The organism is Methylobacterium sp. R2-1 (assembly GCF_014191355.1).
GTDB lineage: Bacteria > Pseudomonadota > Alphaproteobacteria > Rhizobiales > Beijerinckiaceae > Methylobacterium.
Genome location: NZ_JACHWM010000011.1, coordinates 73,805 through 87,859, shown reverse-complemented (window position 1 = coordinate 87,859; position 14,055 = coordinate 73,805). Strand labels below are relative to the sequence as shown.

The following is a 14,055-nucleotide window of genomic DNA, read 5'->3' as shown; positions in this document are numbered from 1 at the left end:
TCTCGTCCGGCCGAGGCTCAGCGCAGCTTCAGCGTGGCAAGCCCGACCAGCGCCAGAATGACCGCGATGATCCAGAAGCGGATCACGACCTGCGGCTCCTTCCAGCCCTTCTGCTCGAAATGGTGGTGGATCGGCGCCATGCGGAAGACGCGCTTGCCCGTGAGCTTGAACGACAGGACCTGGATGATCACCGACATGATCTCCAGGACGAACAACCCGCCGACGATGGCGAGCACGATCTCGTGCTTGGCGGCCACTGCGATCGAGCCGAGCAGACCGCCGAGTGCCAGCGATCCGGTATCGCCCATGAAGATCTGCGCGGGCGGTGCGTTGAACCAGAGGAAGCCGAGCCCCGCCCCGATCACCGCGCCGCAGACGACGGCGAGTTCACCGGTGTCGCGCACGTAGTTCACCTGCAGGTAGCCGGCGTAGATGACGTTGCCGACGAGGTAGGCGATCACACCGAAGGTGGCGCAGGCGATCATGACGGGCACGATGGCGAGCCCGTCGAGACCGTCTGTGATGTTGACCGCGTTGCCGGCGCCGACGATCACGAAGGCGGCGAACGGCACCCAGAACCAGCCGAGATTCAGCAGCGCGTCCTTGAAGACGGGGAAGGCGAGCTGGTTCTGCAGCGCGGGCGGCGAGTAGATCGAGATCATCAGGCAGGCCGCGCCCGCGATCGCGAATTCGAGCAACAGGCGGAAGCGGCCCGAGAAGCCCTTATGCGACTGCTTCGTCACCTTGAGGTAGTCGTCGTAGAAGCCGATCGCGCCGAAGCCGAGGGTTACGGCGAGCGTCACCCAGACGTAGTGGTTGTGCGGATTGGTCCAGAGCAGGATCGAGACTACGGCGCCGGCCAGGATCATCAGGCCGCCCATGGTCGGCGTGCCACGCTTGGTCAGGTGGGTCGCCGGACCGTCCTCCCGGATCGGCTGGCCCTTGCCCTGGCGCAGGCGCAGGAGCGAGATGATCCAGGGCCCGAACCAGAACACGAAGAAGCCCGCCGTGAACAGCGCCCCGCCCGTGCGGAAAGTGATGTAGCGGAACACGTTGAGCGGCGTGAGCGTGCCGCTCAGTTCCGACAGCAGATAGAGCATGCGTTCGTCCGCCCGCGGCAGGTTCTTTGTCGACACGCCCGGCACGGCGTCGTGCACGGCCGGAAGGAACGGCCGGGCGCGGGGCCTGACCGGTGATCGGAAAGTCAGCGGACCGCGTTCAGCGAGGCTTCGCGCGGGTCCGGCGCGACCGCGTAGCGGGCTTTCACGACTTCGACAATGCGCACCATGCGCATGGAGTTGGAGCCCTTGACCATCACCGCATCGCCCGGCCGCAGCGTCGCGAGGACGGCGTCGGTAACGCCCTCGGCGGTCGGCGCGGCCGTCCCCCGCACCGGCACCGGCAGCGCCTCGAACAGGTGCGCCATCAAGGGGCCGACGGCGAAGACGAGGTCGATGCCGTTCGCGGCCACCGCATCCGCGAGTTCGCGGTGAAGCGCCTCGCCGGCCGCGCCCAGCTCCTTCATGTCGCCGAGTACGGCAATGCGCCGGCCCTTGGCGCCGGTCTCGATGCCGGCGAGCGTCGCCAAGGCGGCGCGGACCGAGGCGGGGTTGGCGTTGTAGCTCTCGTCGATGAGGAAGGCCTCGCCCTCCCCGATCCGCAGCGCGGTGCGCTCGCCGCGCCCGACCGGCGGCTTCAGACCTGCCAGCGACAGGGCGGCGCGGGCAAGGTCGGCGCCGAGCGCATGGATACAGGCCAGAACGCCGAGCGAGTTCATCGCCACGTGCCGGCCGGGCGTCCCGAGCTGGTATGTGACGGGAATGCCCATCACGGTGGCATCGACCACCGAGACGTCGGGCCGCGTCAGGATGCGGTTGGCCCGCACATCCGCTGCCGGGTGCTCGCCGAAGGTGATGACGCGCCCGGCCCGCGAGGCGTGGGCGTGGGCCAGCAGCCGCTCGTAGTTCGGATTGTCGCGGTTGATCACCGCGACGCCGCCGGGCTTGAGCCCGGAGAAGATCTCGCCCTTCGCGTCGGCGATCGCCGAGAGCGATTGGAAATGCTCGATATGGACCGGCTCGACCGTGGTGATCAGCGCCACGTCCGGCCGCACCATCGCGGTGAGCGGCAGGATCTCGGCGCCGTGGTTCATGCCGATCTCGAACACGCCGAAGCGGGTGCCTTCCGGCATCCGCGTCAGCGTCAGCGGCACGCCCCAATGGTTGTTGTAGGAGGCGATCGAGGCATGCGTGGCGCCTTGCGCCGAGAGCACGTGGCGCAGCGCCTCCTTGGTGCCGGTCTTGCCGACGGAGCCGGTCACCGCGACGATGGCGGCCCCGGTTCGGGCGCGGGCGGCGAGCCCAAGGCGGTGCATGGCCTCCAGCACCGGATCCTCGCCTTCCCCCGGCACCGCGAGAACCGGTCCGATTCCCTCGAATTCCCTCGCGCGCGAGGCTGCGACCACCGCGGCACCCGCGCCCTTTTCCAAGGCGGCCGCCACGAAGTCGTGCCCGTCCCGCGCCTCGCCGCGGATGGCGAAGAACAGGTCGCCGGGCTCCAGGCTGCGGGTGTCGATCGAGGCGCCCATAATGGCGCGCGGCGCGCCGATCAGGTGCCCGCCGGTTGCGGTCTCCAGGGCCGCCGGAGTCCAGAGGGGGGCGTCGGTCATCCATTCAACTCCGCGATCGCGGCGCGCACCGTGTCGTGATCCGAGAACGGGAGCACGCGTGACCCGACGATCTGGCCGGTTTCATGACCTTTGCCAGCCACCACGAGCACATCGCCCGGCTCTAAGCCGCGCACGCCCGCTCGGATCGCCTCGGCCCGATCGCCGATCTCTTCCGCCTCAGGAGCAGCGGCCAGAATGGCCGCGCGGATCGCGGCGGGCTCCTCGTTGCGAGGGTTGTCGTCGGTGACGATGACCCGGTCGGCGAGGCGCCCGGCGATCGCGCCCATGATCGGGCGCTTACCGGCGTCGCGGTTGCCGCCGCAGCCGAACACCACGACGAGGCGCCCGCCGGCGAAGGGGCGGAGCGCCGTCAGCACGTGCTCCAGCGCCTCCGGCTTATGAGCGTAATCGACGAGGCAAAGCCCCCCGTTCGCCTGGCCGATGCGCTCCATGCGGCCCGGCACGCCGGTCAGCCCTTCGAGAGCCGCGAAGACGCCCGCCGGATCGGCCGCGCCCGTGGGCGTCGCCAGGGCCAGGCCCGCCGCGACGAGGGCGTTCTCGACTTGGAACCCACCGACGAGTGGCAGGCTCACACGGTATTCCCTGTCGTCATGAGCCAGTGTCAGCCGCTGCGAAAAACCTTCCGTGCCTGCCTCGATCAGGCGGATGAAGTCGCCGTTGCGTCCCGTGGTCCGGATGATGTGCCCGGCGGCGTCGGCTACGCCGATGACGCGCTCGGCGTAGGCACCGTCGGCGTTGACGATGACCGGGCGGCCCTTCGGCAGCAGCGTCGTGAACAGCCGGAGCTTGGCTTCCAGATAATCCTCGATGGTCGGGTGGTAATCGAGGTGGTCGCGGCCGAGATTGGTGAAGGCGGCGGCCGTCAGCTCCACCCCGTCGAGGCGGCGCTGCTCGATGCCGTGGGAGGAGGCCTCCATGGCGAGATCGGTGATGCCCTCCCCCGCCAGCCGTGCCAGCGTCTCGTGCAGGGTAACGGGATCGGGCGTCGTCAGCGAGCCGTAGGCCGCGCCCCGGTTCGTGACGATGCCGACCGTGCCGAGGCTCGCCGCCTCCTGGCCGAGGCGCGACAGGATCTGGCGCACGAAATCGGCGACCGAGCTTTTCCCGCTGGTGCCCGTGACCGCCACCACCGTTTCCGGCTGGCGCCCGGACAGACGGGCGGCGGCGAGCGCGAGTGCCCGGCGGGCATCCGCCACTTCGATCCACGCCGTCGCTTCGGGCAGGTCCTCCGGGCGCCTCCCCTCCCCGGCCACGGCCACCGCGCCGGCCGCTGCTGCGGCGGCGGCGAAGAGTCGGCCGTCGGCAGCCGTGCCGGGCACCGCCACGAACACGCCGCCGGGCACGACCCGGCGGCTGTCGGCGGTGAGACCGGCGACCGGACGGCCGGCGATCGCCGCGTCCGCCTCCGGAAACAGGTCGCCAAGAGACCGGTCAGCAAGCGTCGGCTGGCTCATGGGGAAACGTCCTCGGAAGCGTCCGTGCGGGTCAGGCCGACCGGGTACAGGATGCCGTCACTGCCCGTCCACCATCGTCGCGTGGTAGGCGCCGAGCTTCACCATCAGCGGGAACGGCTTGACCGGCGGGTCGAAGCGCGGCGCCAGTCCGAGGATCGGCGCGGCCCGCTCGATGATCTTGCCCGTTACCGTGCCGGAATTGTAGGCCGCCGTGGCATAGCCGCCGGTCTCGGGCAGCCCCTGCGGCTCGTCCATGATCGTCAGGAACAGGTATTTCGGCTTATCCATTGGGGCTGCCGCCATGAAGGTCGTGAACAGGCGGTCCTTGGCGTAGCGCCCGTTGATGACCTTCTCCGCCGTGCCGGTCTTGCCGCCGACGTAATAGAGCGGAATCGACGCCTTCTTGGCCGAGCCCTCGGTGGCGTTGAGGCGCATGATGAAGCGCATCGCCTCGCTGGCCTCCGGCTTGAGCACGTGGCTGGCCTTGGCCCGCGCGGTCGGCTCGTCGGTCTTGAGGAAGGTCGGCGTCATCAGGTCGCCGCCGTTGACGATCGCCGCCACCGCCGCCGCCGCCTGGATCGGCGCCACCGCGATGCCGTGGCCGAAGGCGATGGTGATGGTGTTGATCTCGGCCCAGCGCGGCGGAAGGATCGGCGCGGCCGATTCCGGCAGCTCGGTGCGCATCCGGTCGAGCAGGCCCATCTTCTTGAGGAAGGCGCGGTGGCCGGGGACACCGACGCCGAGCGCCATCTTGGCCGAGCCGATGTTGGAGGAGTGGGTGAACACCTCCGGCATGGTCAGCACGCGGCCGGTGGCGTGGTAGTCGTGGATCTTCTGCCGGCCCCAGTGCAGCACGCCGCCGCGGGTGTCGAAGGTCGAGTTGACGTTGTACTTGCCGGAATCGAGCGCCATGGCGAGCGTCATCGCCTTGAAGGTCGAGCCCATCTCATAGACGCCGACATTCATCCGGTTGATGCGGTCGTCCGAGAGGGCGTCCTTCGGCTCGTTGGGGTCGAAATCCGGATAGGAGGCGAGCGCGACGACCTCGCCGGTGGTCACGTCGAGGATCATCGAGGCGCCGGCCTTGGCCTTGAACTTCTCCACGCCCTTCACGAGCTCGTCGCGTAGGGCGAACTGGGCGCGCAGGTCGAGGGAGAGCTGGATCGGCGAGAGGTCGGTCTGCTTGGCGACGAGCCCGAACTCGTTGAGCGCCTTGTTCCCGCGGTTGTCGATGTACTTCTCGATCCCCGCAATGCCGATATTGTCGAGGTTCGTCGCGCCGATGATGTGCGCCGCCGCGACGCCGTTCGGATAGACGCGCTTGTGGTCGGGCAGGAAGCCGACGCCGGGGATGCCGAGGCGGTGAACCTCGAGCTGCTGCTTCGGCGTGATCTCGCGCTTGATCCAGACGAAGCCTTTCTTCGAGGACAGCTTGGCGCGCAGCTCTGCCGCGTTCAGCTCCGGCAGCACGGCGGTCAGGAGCTCGACCGCCTCATCGGTGTCGAAGGTGCGCGCCATCCGCTTCGGCTCGGCGAAGACCGAGACGGTGCGGATGTCGGTGGCCAGGATCTCGCCGTTGCGGTCGATGATGTCCGGGCGGATCGTCGTTGTGGCGGCCGCCGCCACGCGGTGCTCGTCGCTGTTGCTGGCCGGAGTCGCCGCCATCACGATCAGCCGCACGCTGATCGTCACGAACACTGCCGTGAAGGCCAGTCCGACCAGCGCCACGCGGGCGTGGGAGCGCTCGATGGCGAGGCGGAACATCATTCCTGCGAGCCGCGTCAGTGCCGAGGCCGGGGGCTCGCTCTTCACCACGCGCTCCGGAACCGGATCCGCCGCCGGGATGGCCGCTGAGACGGTCATGTCCGGCGCAAGCGCGTCCGACGCCTCCTGCGAAGGATCGAGCGAGGGAGCAGGCAATGGATCGTGCGACGGATCGTGCGACGGATCTTGGGACACGGGAACGCTACCTCGAGGCCGTCGGTGGACGGGTGGAGACGGTGCGGGTGGTGACCGAGCCCGTTGTGCGCGGCTCGTCGCGGGTGCTGGACGGCTTGTCCTTCGGCGTCACGGTCGGGGTCGCCGTGGAGGCCAGGAGACGGCCGATCTCGTCGCCCCGGTCGGGCCGGTTCGGCAGATCGGAGAGGCGGGCGAGATGCCCGTCGCCGATGGGCTCGAGGGTCAGATGACGTTCGACCGCTGCCTGGAGCCGGTCGGGCCGAGTCAGGAGCTGCCACTCGGCGCGCAGCACCGCGATGGCCTGCCGCTCCTTGTGCAGAGCCGTCTTCAGCTTGGAGACCTGCCCGGCCTGATAGAGCGTGTCGTACTTGATCGAGTAGGCGTAGACCGCCGAGCCGATCAGGCCGACGATCGCCAGCACGTTGAGAAGCCGGATCATCGCCGTGCCACCCGTCCCTGCGGAGCCGGCAGGCTCGCCAGCGTTTCGATGGCGCTCAGCGGCGGCGGCGCCGGTGCGTCGGTCCGCTCGCCGGCGCGCAGCTTGGCCGAACGCGCCCGCGGATTGACGTCCGTCTCCGCCTGCGAGGGCAGGACCGGACCCTTGGTCACGAGCCGGAAGCTCTTGGGCGCCGGCCGCTCGACGCCGGGCAGGTGGCGGGAGGCCTGCGCCGCCCGGCCGCTGCGGGCGGAAAAGAACTGCTTCACGATGCGGTCTTCCAGCGAATGGAACGTCACCACGGCGAGCCGGCCGCCGGGCTTGAGCACCCGCTCGGCGGCGTGGAGGCCGCGAACCAATTCCCCGAGTTCGTCGTTCACCGCGATTCGCAGGCCCTGGAAGCTGCGGGTCGCCGGATGGATCGGGCTGCCGGGTTCGGGCCGCACCACGCCAGCGATGAGCTCGGCGAGCTGCGCCGTCGACTCGATCGGGGCGCGGCGGCGCGCCTCGACGATGGCGCGGGCCACGGCTCGCGAGCGGCGCTCCTCGCCGAAATGGTAGAGGATGTCGGCAATCGTTGCCTCCTCCTCGCCGTTCAGGAGATCGGCCGCGCTCGGGCCGTCGCCGCCCATGCGCATGTCGAGCGGTCCGTCGTGGCGGAACGAGAAACCGCGCTGCGCCTCGTCGAGCTGCATCGAGGACACGCCGATATCGAGCACCACCCAATCGGCCTGCGCTTCGTCCTGCTCGGCGATCAGGGTATCGAGATCGCCGAAGCGGCCCTGGACCAGTCGCAGACGGCCCGCGGACGCGTCCAGGAGACCGGCGCCGGACCGGATCGCGGTGGGATCGCGGTCGATGGCGATCACTTGGATCTCGGGAGCGGCATCGAGGAGCGCGCGGGTGTAGCCGCCGGCACCGAAGGTGCCGTCCACGGCGAGGCCCGGACGGTCGAGGGTGAGCGCGGCGAGAACCTCGGCGAGAAGAACGGGAATGTGACGGACGGGCTCGGCCGTCGACGTCCCAGCCTTCGACGGCCCAGCCTTCGACGTCTCGGCTTTCACCGTGCGAGGCGTCCGGCTCATCGGCATTGCCCCGCGGCGCTCTCGCGGAATCCGGAGAAAGCTCGGGCGCCATCCGGCGAGGGACGAGTCATGAGGGCCTGCTGAGTGGACGGACCGCACGGCGGCCCGATCGGATGTGGCGACGCCGATCCGCGAGCGGCTCCGGCCATGCGCGCGCAGTCCCGCGAGGCAACCTGAGCGAGTGTTGGCCGATCCAGAATAGGGCGTCAACGGGATGGCTCGGGGTAACATGGGCCCTCGAAACGCGTCAACGAGCTTGACCATGCAGGCTGCTCTGATCTGACCGCATCAAGGTTAACCGAGCGTCAATGGAGCGCGCGTTTTCTTGAGGTTTACCCGCCGAGCGAACGGCAACTCATGCGCCGGCACCGGACTCGCAGCCGTTCATTTTGCGAAGTTCAAGAAGCACTTCGCCGTGCCGAATTTGGAAAGCACTCTTCATGGACTCTTCGGGAGCGCCGGGTGGATCAGCCGGCCTGTAAGCCGGGTTCTGTAGGGCCCGTGAGATGAACTCACGGGCGTGGCAGCCATTCCTCTGGGACGGCCGTTGCCGGCCGCCTCGAGCAACCAACCCGGGCGACGAGCCTGGAGAGTGGGCCTGCCCTCTCCTCGCGGAGAGGGCGTGTCGCCCCTATTCGGTTTTGCTCCCGGTGGGGTTTGCCGTGCCGTCCGCGTTGCCGCGTCCGCGGTGCGCTCTTACCGCACCCTTTCACCCTGACCTTGCGAAGGACGAGCCTTGGCAAGGCGGTCTGCTCTCTGTGGCACTTTCCCTGGGGTCGCCCCCGCCGGAAGTTATCCGGCACCGCCTCTCCATGGAGCCCGGACTTTCCTCCCCACCCAAAGGCGGAGCGGCCGCCCGGCCGGCTGATCCGGGGCACGGATTGCGCCGCGGGAGGCGCGGGGTCAAGGCTCGTCGGGGAATTACGCTTCCGCCAGCATCGCCAGCCAATCGTCCTCGGAGACCACCTTCACCCCGTGCCGCTCGGCGTCCTTGAGCTTCGAGCCGGCGCCTGGACCGGCGACCACGAGGTCGGTCTTGGCCGAGACCGAACCCGAGACCTTGGCGCCCAGGCGCTCGGCGGTGGCCTTGGCCTCGCTGCGGGTCATCTTCTCGAGGGTGCCGGTGAACACCACGGTCTTGCCGGCGAAAGCCGCCGCCGAGGCGGCCGGGGCGGCGAGCGGTTCGGTGCCCACCTCTTCGAGTAGCGCCCGAACCGCCGCGTCATTGTGCGGCTCGGAGAAGAACTGGATCAGCGAATCCGTCGCGACGGGACCGATTTCGCCGTCGTCGGCGAACAGCCGGTAGGCGTCGCCGGGCCGCTGCGTCGCCGCCCGTTCGAGGGCCGCATCCGTTTCCGCCTCACTGCCGTAATGGGCAAGCACCGCCTCGCGCTGAGAGGGCGTGAGCCGTCCGCGCAGGCGTGCGCCGAGGCTTAAACCCTGCATCGCCTCGCCCGGTAGCGGATCGAGAGTCTCGAACAGCCGGTCACGGGTGCCGGGCCCGATCCGGGGGAGCGCCGAGAGTTCGAGCCAGTCGCGCCCCGCCTGCTCCCGCGTTGCCGCGTCGAGCGCCGCCATCAACGCCGGCATGTCGGGGAAGCGCTTGGTCAGGGCCTTCGCGGTCGACTCACCGATCTGCGGGATGCCGAGCGCGAACAGGAAGCGGTTGAGCGGGATCTTTCGGCGCGCCTCCAGGGAGGCGAGCAGGTTCTTGATCGCCTTGTCCTCTTCCTCGCCCTTCTTCTTGGTCGGCTTCTTGGGCGCCGCTTCACCCTCGGCGCGGCGCTGCGCGGACAGCGCTTCGCGCCGCGCGACGATAGCTGCCTTCAAGGGCTCGAATTGGAGACGGAACAGGTCGGCGGGTTGCTTCACGAGGCCCGCCTCGAACAGCACTTCGATATAGGTCTGGCCGAACCCTTCGAGATCGAAGCCGTTGCGCGAGACGAAGTGCTTCAGCCGCTCCACCCCCTGTGCCGGGCAGATCAGCCCGCCGGTGCAGCGGCGGATCGCGTCGAGTTTTTTCGTACGCGGGTTGAGTTCGCGGACCGCCCGGCTGCCACAGGCCGGGCATGCCTCGGGGAAGACGTAAGGCACGGCATCGGCCGGGCGCTTGTCGAGCACCACGTCCATCACCTTGGGGATCACGTCGCCCGCGCGGACCACGATCACGGTGTCGCCGACGCGGATGTCGCGGCCCTCGCGGATCGGCTCGCCGTCGGCGCCCACGCCCTGGACGTACCCCTCGTTGTGCAGCGTCGCGTTCGACACCACGACGCCGCCGACGGTGACGGGCTTGAGGCGCGCCAGCGGATTGAGCGAGCCGGTGCGGCCGACATTGATGTCGATGGCGAGCAGTTCGGTGATCGCCTCCTGCGCCGCGAATTTGTGCGCCAGCGCCCAGCGCGGCGCGCGGCTGACGAAGCCGAGCCGGCGCTGAAAGCCGAGATCGTCCACCTTGTAGACGACGCCATCGATGTCGTAGCCGAGGCCCGCCCGCTCCGCCTCGATGGCACGGTAATGCGCGATCATTTCTTCAGCCGACCGGCACAGCTTCGTCCGCGGATTGACCGGGAGGCCCCAGCCCCGGAATCGCTCCAGCACCGCCGATTGCGTGTCGTCGAAGGGCTCCGAGACGTCGCCCCAGGCGTAGGCGAAGAAGCGTAGGGGCCGCGATGCGGTGATCGCCGGATCGAGCTGGCGGAGCGATCCGGCGGCGGCGTTGCGCGGATTGGCGAAAAGCGGTTTGCCCGCCGCCTCCTGGCGCGCGTTGATGGCCGCGAAATCCGCGTGCGAGAGATAAATCTCGCCGCGCACCTCCAACACGTCGGGGATGCCCTCGCCCGAGAGCGTCTCGGGGATGTCGTCCACGGTCTTGGCGTTGGCAGTGACATTCTCGCCGACCTCGCCGTCGCCCCGCGTCGCCGCGGTGACAAGGCGGCCCCCCTCGTAGCGCAACGACAGCGACAGCCCGTCGATCTTCGGCTCGGCGGTGAAGGCGACCGGCTCGTCGACGGCGAGGTTGAGGAAGCGGCGCACGCGGGCGACGAATTCCTCCACGTCCTCATCGGCGAAGGCATTGCCGAGCGACAGCATCGGCATCGCGTGCCGGATCTTGGCGAATTTTTCCGAAGGCTTTGCACCGACGCCCGCGCTCGCCTCAGTGGTGCCGGTCAGCGCGGGGAAGTTCGCCTCGATCGCCTCCAACTCCTGGCGCAGAGCGTCGTACTCGGCATCGGTGAGTTCGGGCGCATCCTCGTTGTAGTAGAGGTGGTTCGCCCGCTCGATCGCTCTCGACAGCTCGGCATGGCGCGCCTGGGCGGCGTCCTCGCTCAGAGATTCGACGACGGCGGAATGGGGCGTGCGCGGCATGGGCCGCGTTCTAGCCGATCTCGCGCGACGGTGCGTTAACGCCGGTGCCGCGGCGACCGCATTCCCGCCACAACTCGACGGACACAACCGTCGGAACAGGGCTTGGGAGCGGATCATGGCAGGACGCATCATCACGGCACTGGCGCTCGCCAGTTTCGCGGGGCCGGTGCTCGCCACCCCCTGCACGCCGCCGACGCCCCCGCCGGCCGAGGCTCGCCCGGAAAAGCCGAAGCTCCCCGAAAAGCCGGCCTGCCTCGACAAGAAGGATGGCTGCCCCGGCTGGGAGGCCTACAGCTACAACGACGCGATCAAGGCCTACAACGCACAGGCCCAGGCTTTCCAAGCGATCGCAGGAGCTTACGTGCAGAAGCTCAATGCCTACGTCAAGGCGAGCTCGGACTACGCGCAGTGCGAGGTGAAGGCGTTGCAGCAGTGATGTCAGTATCGTGGATGCGGGAACGAGGTCCGTTCCGCCTGGGTCCCATCGGCCGATAAGGGCAGCGGACGACAACCTTCGCGCGCATCGGGGCGTGTGATAGCCGCACTGGAATGCACGGTTCGCCCGCCCATCGTAGGACCGTCGTTTAGTTCATCGACTGGGCCGAGTGACGGCCTGGGCGCTACGAACTCGTTGATGGCGCGATCGTATCGATGCCGTCCCAATGCGTTCGGCATGTCGAAACGAAGTTCGCTGCCCAGACCGCCCTGTTCGCGGAGCCTTGAGGCGGCCTTTGCTTGACGCTTGTCGAGCGGGGTGCGACAGGCCCGGCCCATCTGTCACGCGAGACCGGACGGCCCGATGTCCCAATCCCTCGACCTCCTCGTCCTCGGCAACGCCATCGTCGATCTCATTGCCCATGCCGACGAGGATTTCCTTGTCCAGCAGGGCGTGGCGAAGGGCGCGATGCAGCTCATCGACGAGCCGCGGGCCGAGAACCTTTTCGAGGTGATGGGGCCGGCCACCGTCGTTTCCGGCGGTTCGGGAGCCAACACCGCCGTCGGCGCGGCTTTGCTCGGCGCCAAGACCGGCTTCGTCGGCAAGGTGCACGAGGACGAACTCGGCCGGCTGTTCAGCCACGACTTGAAGGCGACCGGGGTGCGGTTCGAGGTGCCGCCGGCCAGCGACGGCCCGGCCACCGCCCGCTGCTTCATCCTGGTGACGCCCGACGGCGAGCGCACCATGAACACCTATCTCGGCGCCTGCCAGGGCCTCTCGCCCGACGACGTGGACGAGGCGACCGTGCGCTCGGCCCGCGTCACCTATCTCGAAGGCTATCTGTGGGACCCGCCGGCCGCCAAGGACGCGTTCCGCAAGGCGGTGAAGGTGGCGCATTCGGCCGGCAATGCCGTGGCGCTGACCCTGTCGGACGCCTTCTGCGTCGGGCGCTATCGCGAGGAGTTCCTCGAACTCATCCGCAACGGCAGCATCGACATCCTGTTCGCCAATATCGGCGAGTTGCAGAGCCTCTATCAGACCGATGATCCGGAAGCGGCCGTCGCGGCCCTTCGCGAGGAGCGCGGCGTCAAGGGCACGCACCTGCTCGGCCTCGTTACCCGCTCGTCAAAGGGCGCACTGGTGGTGCGCGGCGGCGAGGTGCGGGCGGTGGACGCCTTCCCGGTGCGCGAGGTGATCGACACCACGGGGGCCGGCGACCTGTTCGCGGCGGGCTTCCTCGCCGGCTACACCCGCGGCATCGACTACGTGGCCTCGGCCCGTCTCGGTGCGCTCGCAGCAGCCGAGGTCATCGAGCATATCGGCGCCCGGCCGCAGCGCGACCTCCTGGCGCTGGCGCGCGAGCACAAGCTGGTCTGAGGACCTTCGCTCACGGGATCCGGCGCCCGCAGGGGCACCGGAGGGGATGCTGCGATCAGCGCGAGATCAGCGCGAGCCGATCAGCTCGACGTCGAAGATCAGCGTGGCGTTCGGCGGGATCACGCCGCCGGCGCCACGGGCGCCGTAGCCGAGATCCGGCGGGATCGTCAGGATGCGGCGGCCGCCGGCCTTCATCGTGGCGACGCCCTCGTCCCAGCCGCGGATCACTTGGCCCGCACCGATGGTGAAGGAGAAGGGTTGACCGCGGTCGCGGGAGGAATCGAACTTCTTGCCCCGCTTCCCGCCGCCCTCATCGAGCCAGCCGGTATAGTGGACGGTGACCTGCTGGCCGGACTTCGGCTCGGGGCCGGTGCCGACCACTTCGTCGGTGTAGCTGAGGCCCGAAGGCAGCGTGACGGGTTGGGCGGCGGAAGCGGCACTGGTCATGGCGAGGGCGATGGCTCCGGCTAGGGGAAGAATCGAGCGCATGAATCTCGTCTCGGCGCGTCGTCGCTGACGACGGGGCGCGCGGGTTAACACGCGCCCGGCTGCAAGGCTAATAGCGGGCGCTGATCGCCCCGCGCTCGATCGCCGGGCAGGCGCCGGCCTGCGGCCCGACGACGAGGTCGCCCTGGCGCGGATTGTTGAGGGCGAGCGGCCCCGTATCCTTCCGGCCGATGAAGCCGCCGCCGAGCTGCTCCTCGAAGAAGCCGTCGCCGAAGCGGATGTAGCAGCGGTCGATGATCGCCACCGTGTCGTAGCTCGCCCGATAGGCGGCCTGCTCCGGCAGAGCGCCGGGGCCGCAGGTCAGAGCCACGTCGATGCGTCCGGACTGATAATAGTTGATTGTCTGCGAGCGGCCCGGCCGCACCGCGACCCAGGGACCGCCGTCCCGGCTGACGAGGGCAATGTAGCCGGACTTGTTGACGATCCGGCGGGCGCAGGACGCATCCGCCAATGCCATCCCCGTCGCTGTCACCGCGAGTGCCGCCGCAAGTCCGAGTGCCGTCCTCAACCCGCGCATCGATCCCTCCGCTTACAGGGCCGGAAAGGGAGACACCCCGACGGCCACGCTTTCGCCGACAACCGGGAGCCGGCGAAGGCGTTCCATGGCCTCCGTCGAATGTGCCCCGCTTCCTGTTTCCTCCACGAAGATCGCATTCAAAATCGGTTGCCTCAGCCGCCGGACGGCCCGTAAAACCAATTCAAAATGCGAGCAGGCACAGCCGAGCTCGGCGGCCGAACGGTCG

The 14,055-nt window shown here is 69.0% G+C and carries 11 protein-coding genes and 1 other RNA gene; 2 read left to right on the top strand and 10 right to left on the bottom strand.

From position 1 onward, the window contains the following. Positions 1-17 precede the first annotated feature (17 nt). From mraY to ligA, 8 genes are all read right to left on the bottom strand, one after another. The gene (gene mraY / locus FHU13_RS16270; RefSeq protein ID WP_183437015.1) at positions 18-1,100 is read right to left on the bottom strand and encodes a phospho-N-acetylmuramoyl-pentapeptide-transferase; all 1,083 of its coding nucleotides are present in this window, start codon (positions 1,098-1,100) and stop codon (positions 18-20) included. 104 nt (positions 1,101-1,204) lie between these two features. Further along, positions 1,205-2,668 carry a UDP-N-acetylmuramoylalanyl-D-glutamyl-2,6-diaminopimelate--D-alanyl-D-alanine ligase gene (locus tag FHU13_RS16265; protein WP_183436895.1) on the bottom strand — a complete coding sequence of 488 codons (1,464 nt, stop codon included), beginning with the start codon at positions 2,666-2,668 and terminating at the stop codon, positions 1,205-1,207. After that, positions 2,665-4,143: a UDP-N-acetylmuramoyl-L-alanyl-D-glutamate--2,6-diaminopimelate ligase gene (locus FHU13_RS16260; protein WP_183436894.1), complete on the bottom strand. Its 1,479-nt coding sequence runs from the start codon at positions 4,141-4,143 to the stop codon at positions 2,665-2,667. Before FHU13_RS16260 ends, FHU13_RS16265 begins: the two co-directional genes overlap by 4 nt. Before the next feature lie 57 nt (positions 4,144-4,200). Then, positions 4,201-6,102: a peptidoglycan D,D-transpeptidase FtsI family protein gene (locus FHU13_RS16255; protein WP_409518509.1), complete on the bottom strand. Its 1,902-nt coding sequence runs from the start codon at positions 6,100-6,102 to the stop codon at positions 4,201-4,203. Positions 6,103-6,109: 7 nt separating this feature from the next. Further along, complete coding sequence (locus FHU13_RS16250; protein WP_183436893.1) at positions 6,110-6,541, bottom strand: hypothetical protein; 432 nt, start codon at positions 6,539-6,541, stop codon at positions 6,110-6,112. Beyond that, on the bottom strand, positions 6,538-7,623 hold the full coding sequence (gene rsmH, locus FHU13_RS16245) for a 16S rRNA (cytosine(1402)-N(4))-methyltransferase RsmH (protein WP_183436892.1): 1,086 nt from the start codon (positions 7,621-7,623) through the stop codon (positions 6,538-6,540). The genes FHU13_RS16250 and rsmH overlap by 4 nt, the downstream gene beginning before the upstream one ends. A 463-nt stretch (positions 7,624-8,086) precedes the next feature. After that, an RNA gene (gene rnpB, locus FHU13_RS16240) (RNase P RNA component class A) lies at positions 8,087-8,491 on the bottom strand. Positions 8,492-8,544: 53 nt separating this feature from the next. After that, positions 8,545-10,992: an NAD-dependent DNA ligase LigA gene (gene ligA, locus FHU13_RS16235; RefSeq protein WP_183436891.1), complete on the bottom strand. Its 2,448-nt coding sequence runs from the start codon at positions 10,990-10,992 to the stop codon at positions 8,545-8,547. 115 nt (positions 10,993-11,107) lie between these two features. Here ligA and FHU13_RS16230 point away from each other — a divergent pair, with 115 nt between their 5' ends. Next, positions 11,108-11,428 (top strand): hypothetical protein, encoded by a 321-nt coding sequence (locus FHU13_RS16230; protein WP_183436890.1) that lies wholly within the window; start codon positions 11,108-11,110, stop codon positions 11,426-11,428. 363 nt (positions 11,429-11,791) lie between these two features. Further along, on the top strand, positions 11,792-12,805 hold the full coding sequence (locus FHU13_RS16225) for an adenosine kinase (RefSeq protein WP_183436889.1): 1,014 nt from the start codon (positions 11,792-11,794) through the stop codon (positions 12,803-12,805). A gap of 66 nt (positions 12,806-12,871) precedes the next feature. Here FHU13_RS16225 and FHU13_RS16220 read toward each other — a convergent pair whose 3' ends face one another. Both FHU13_RS16220 and FHU13_RS16215 read right to left on the bottom strand, forming a co-directional pair. After that, positions 12,872-13,294, bottom strand: a complete 423-nt coding sequence (locus FHU13_RS16220) for an FKBP-type peptidyl-prolyl cis-trans isomerase (protein ID WP_003602245.1) — start codon at positions 13,292-13,294, stop codon at positions 12,872-12,874. 67 nt (positions 13,295-13,361) lie between these two features. Next, entirely contained in the window at positions 13,362-13,829 is a 468-nt protein-coding gene (locus FHU13_RS16215) for a hypothetical protein (RefSeq protein WP_183436888.1), read from the bottom strand. Between the last annotated feature and the right edge of the window lie 226 nt (positions 13,830-14,055).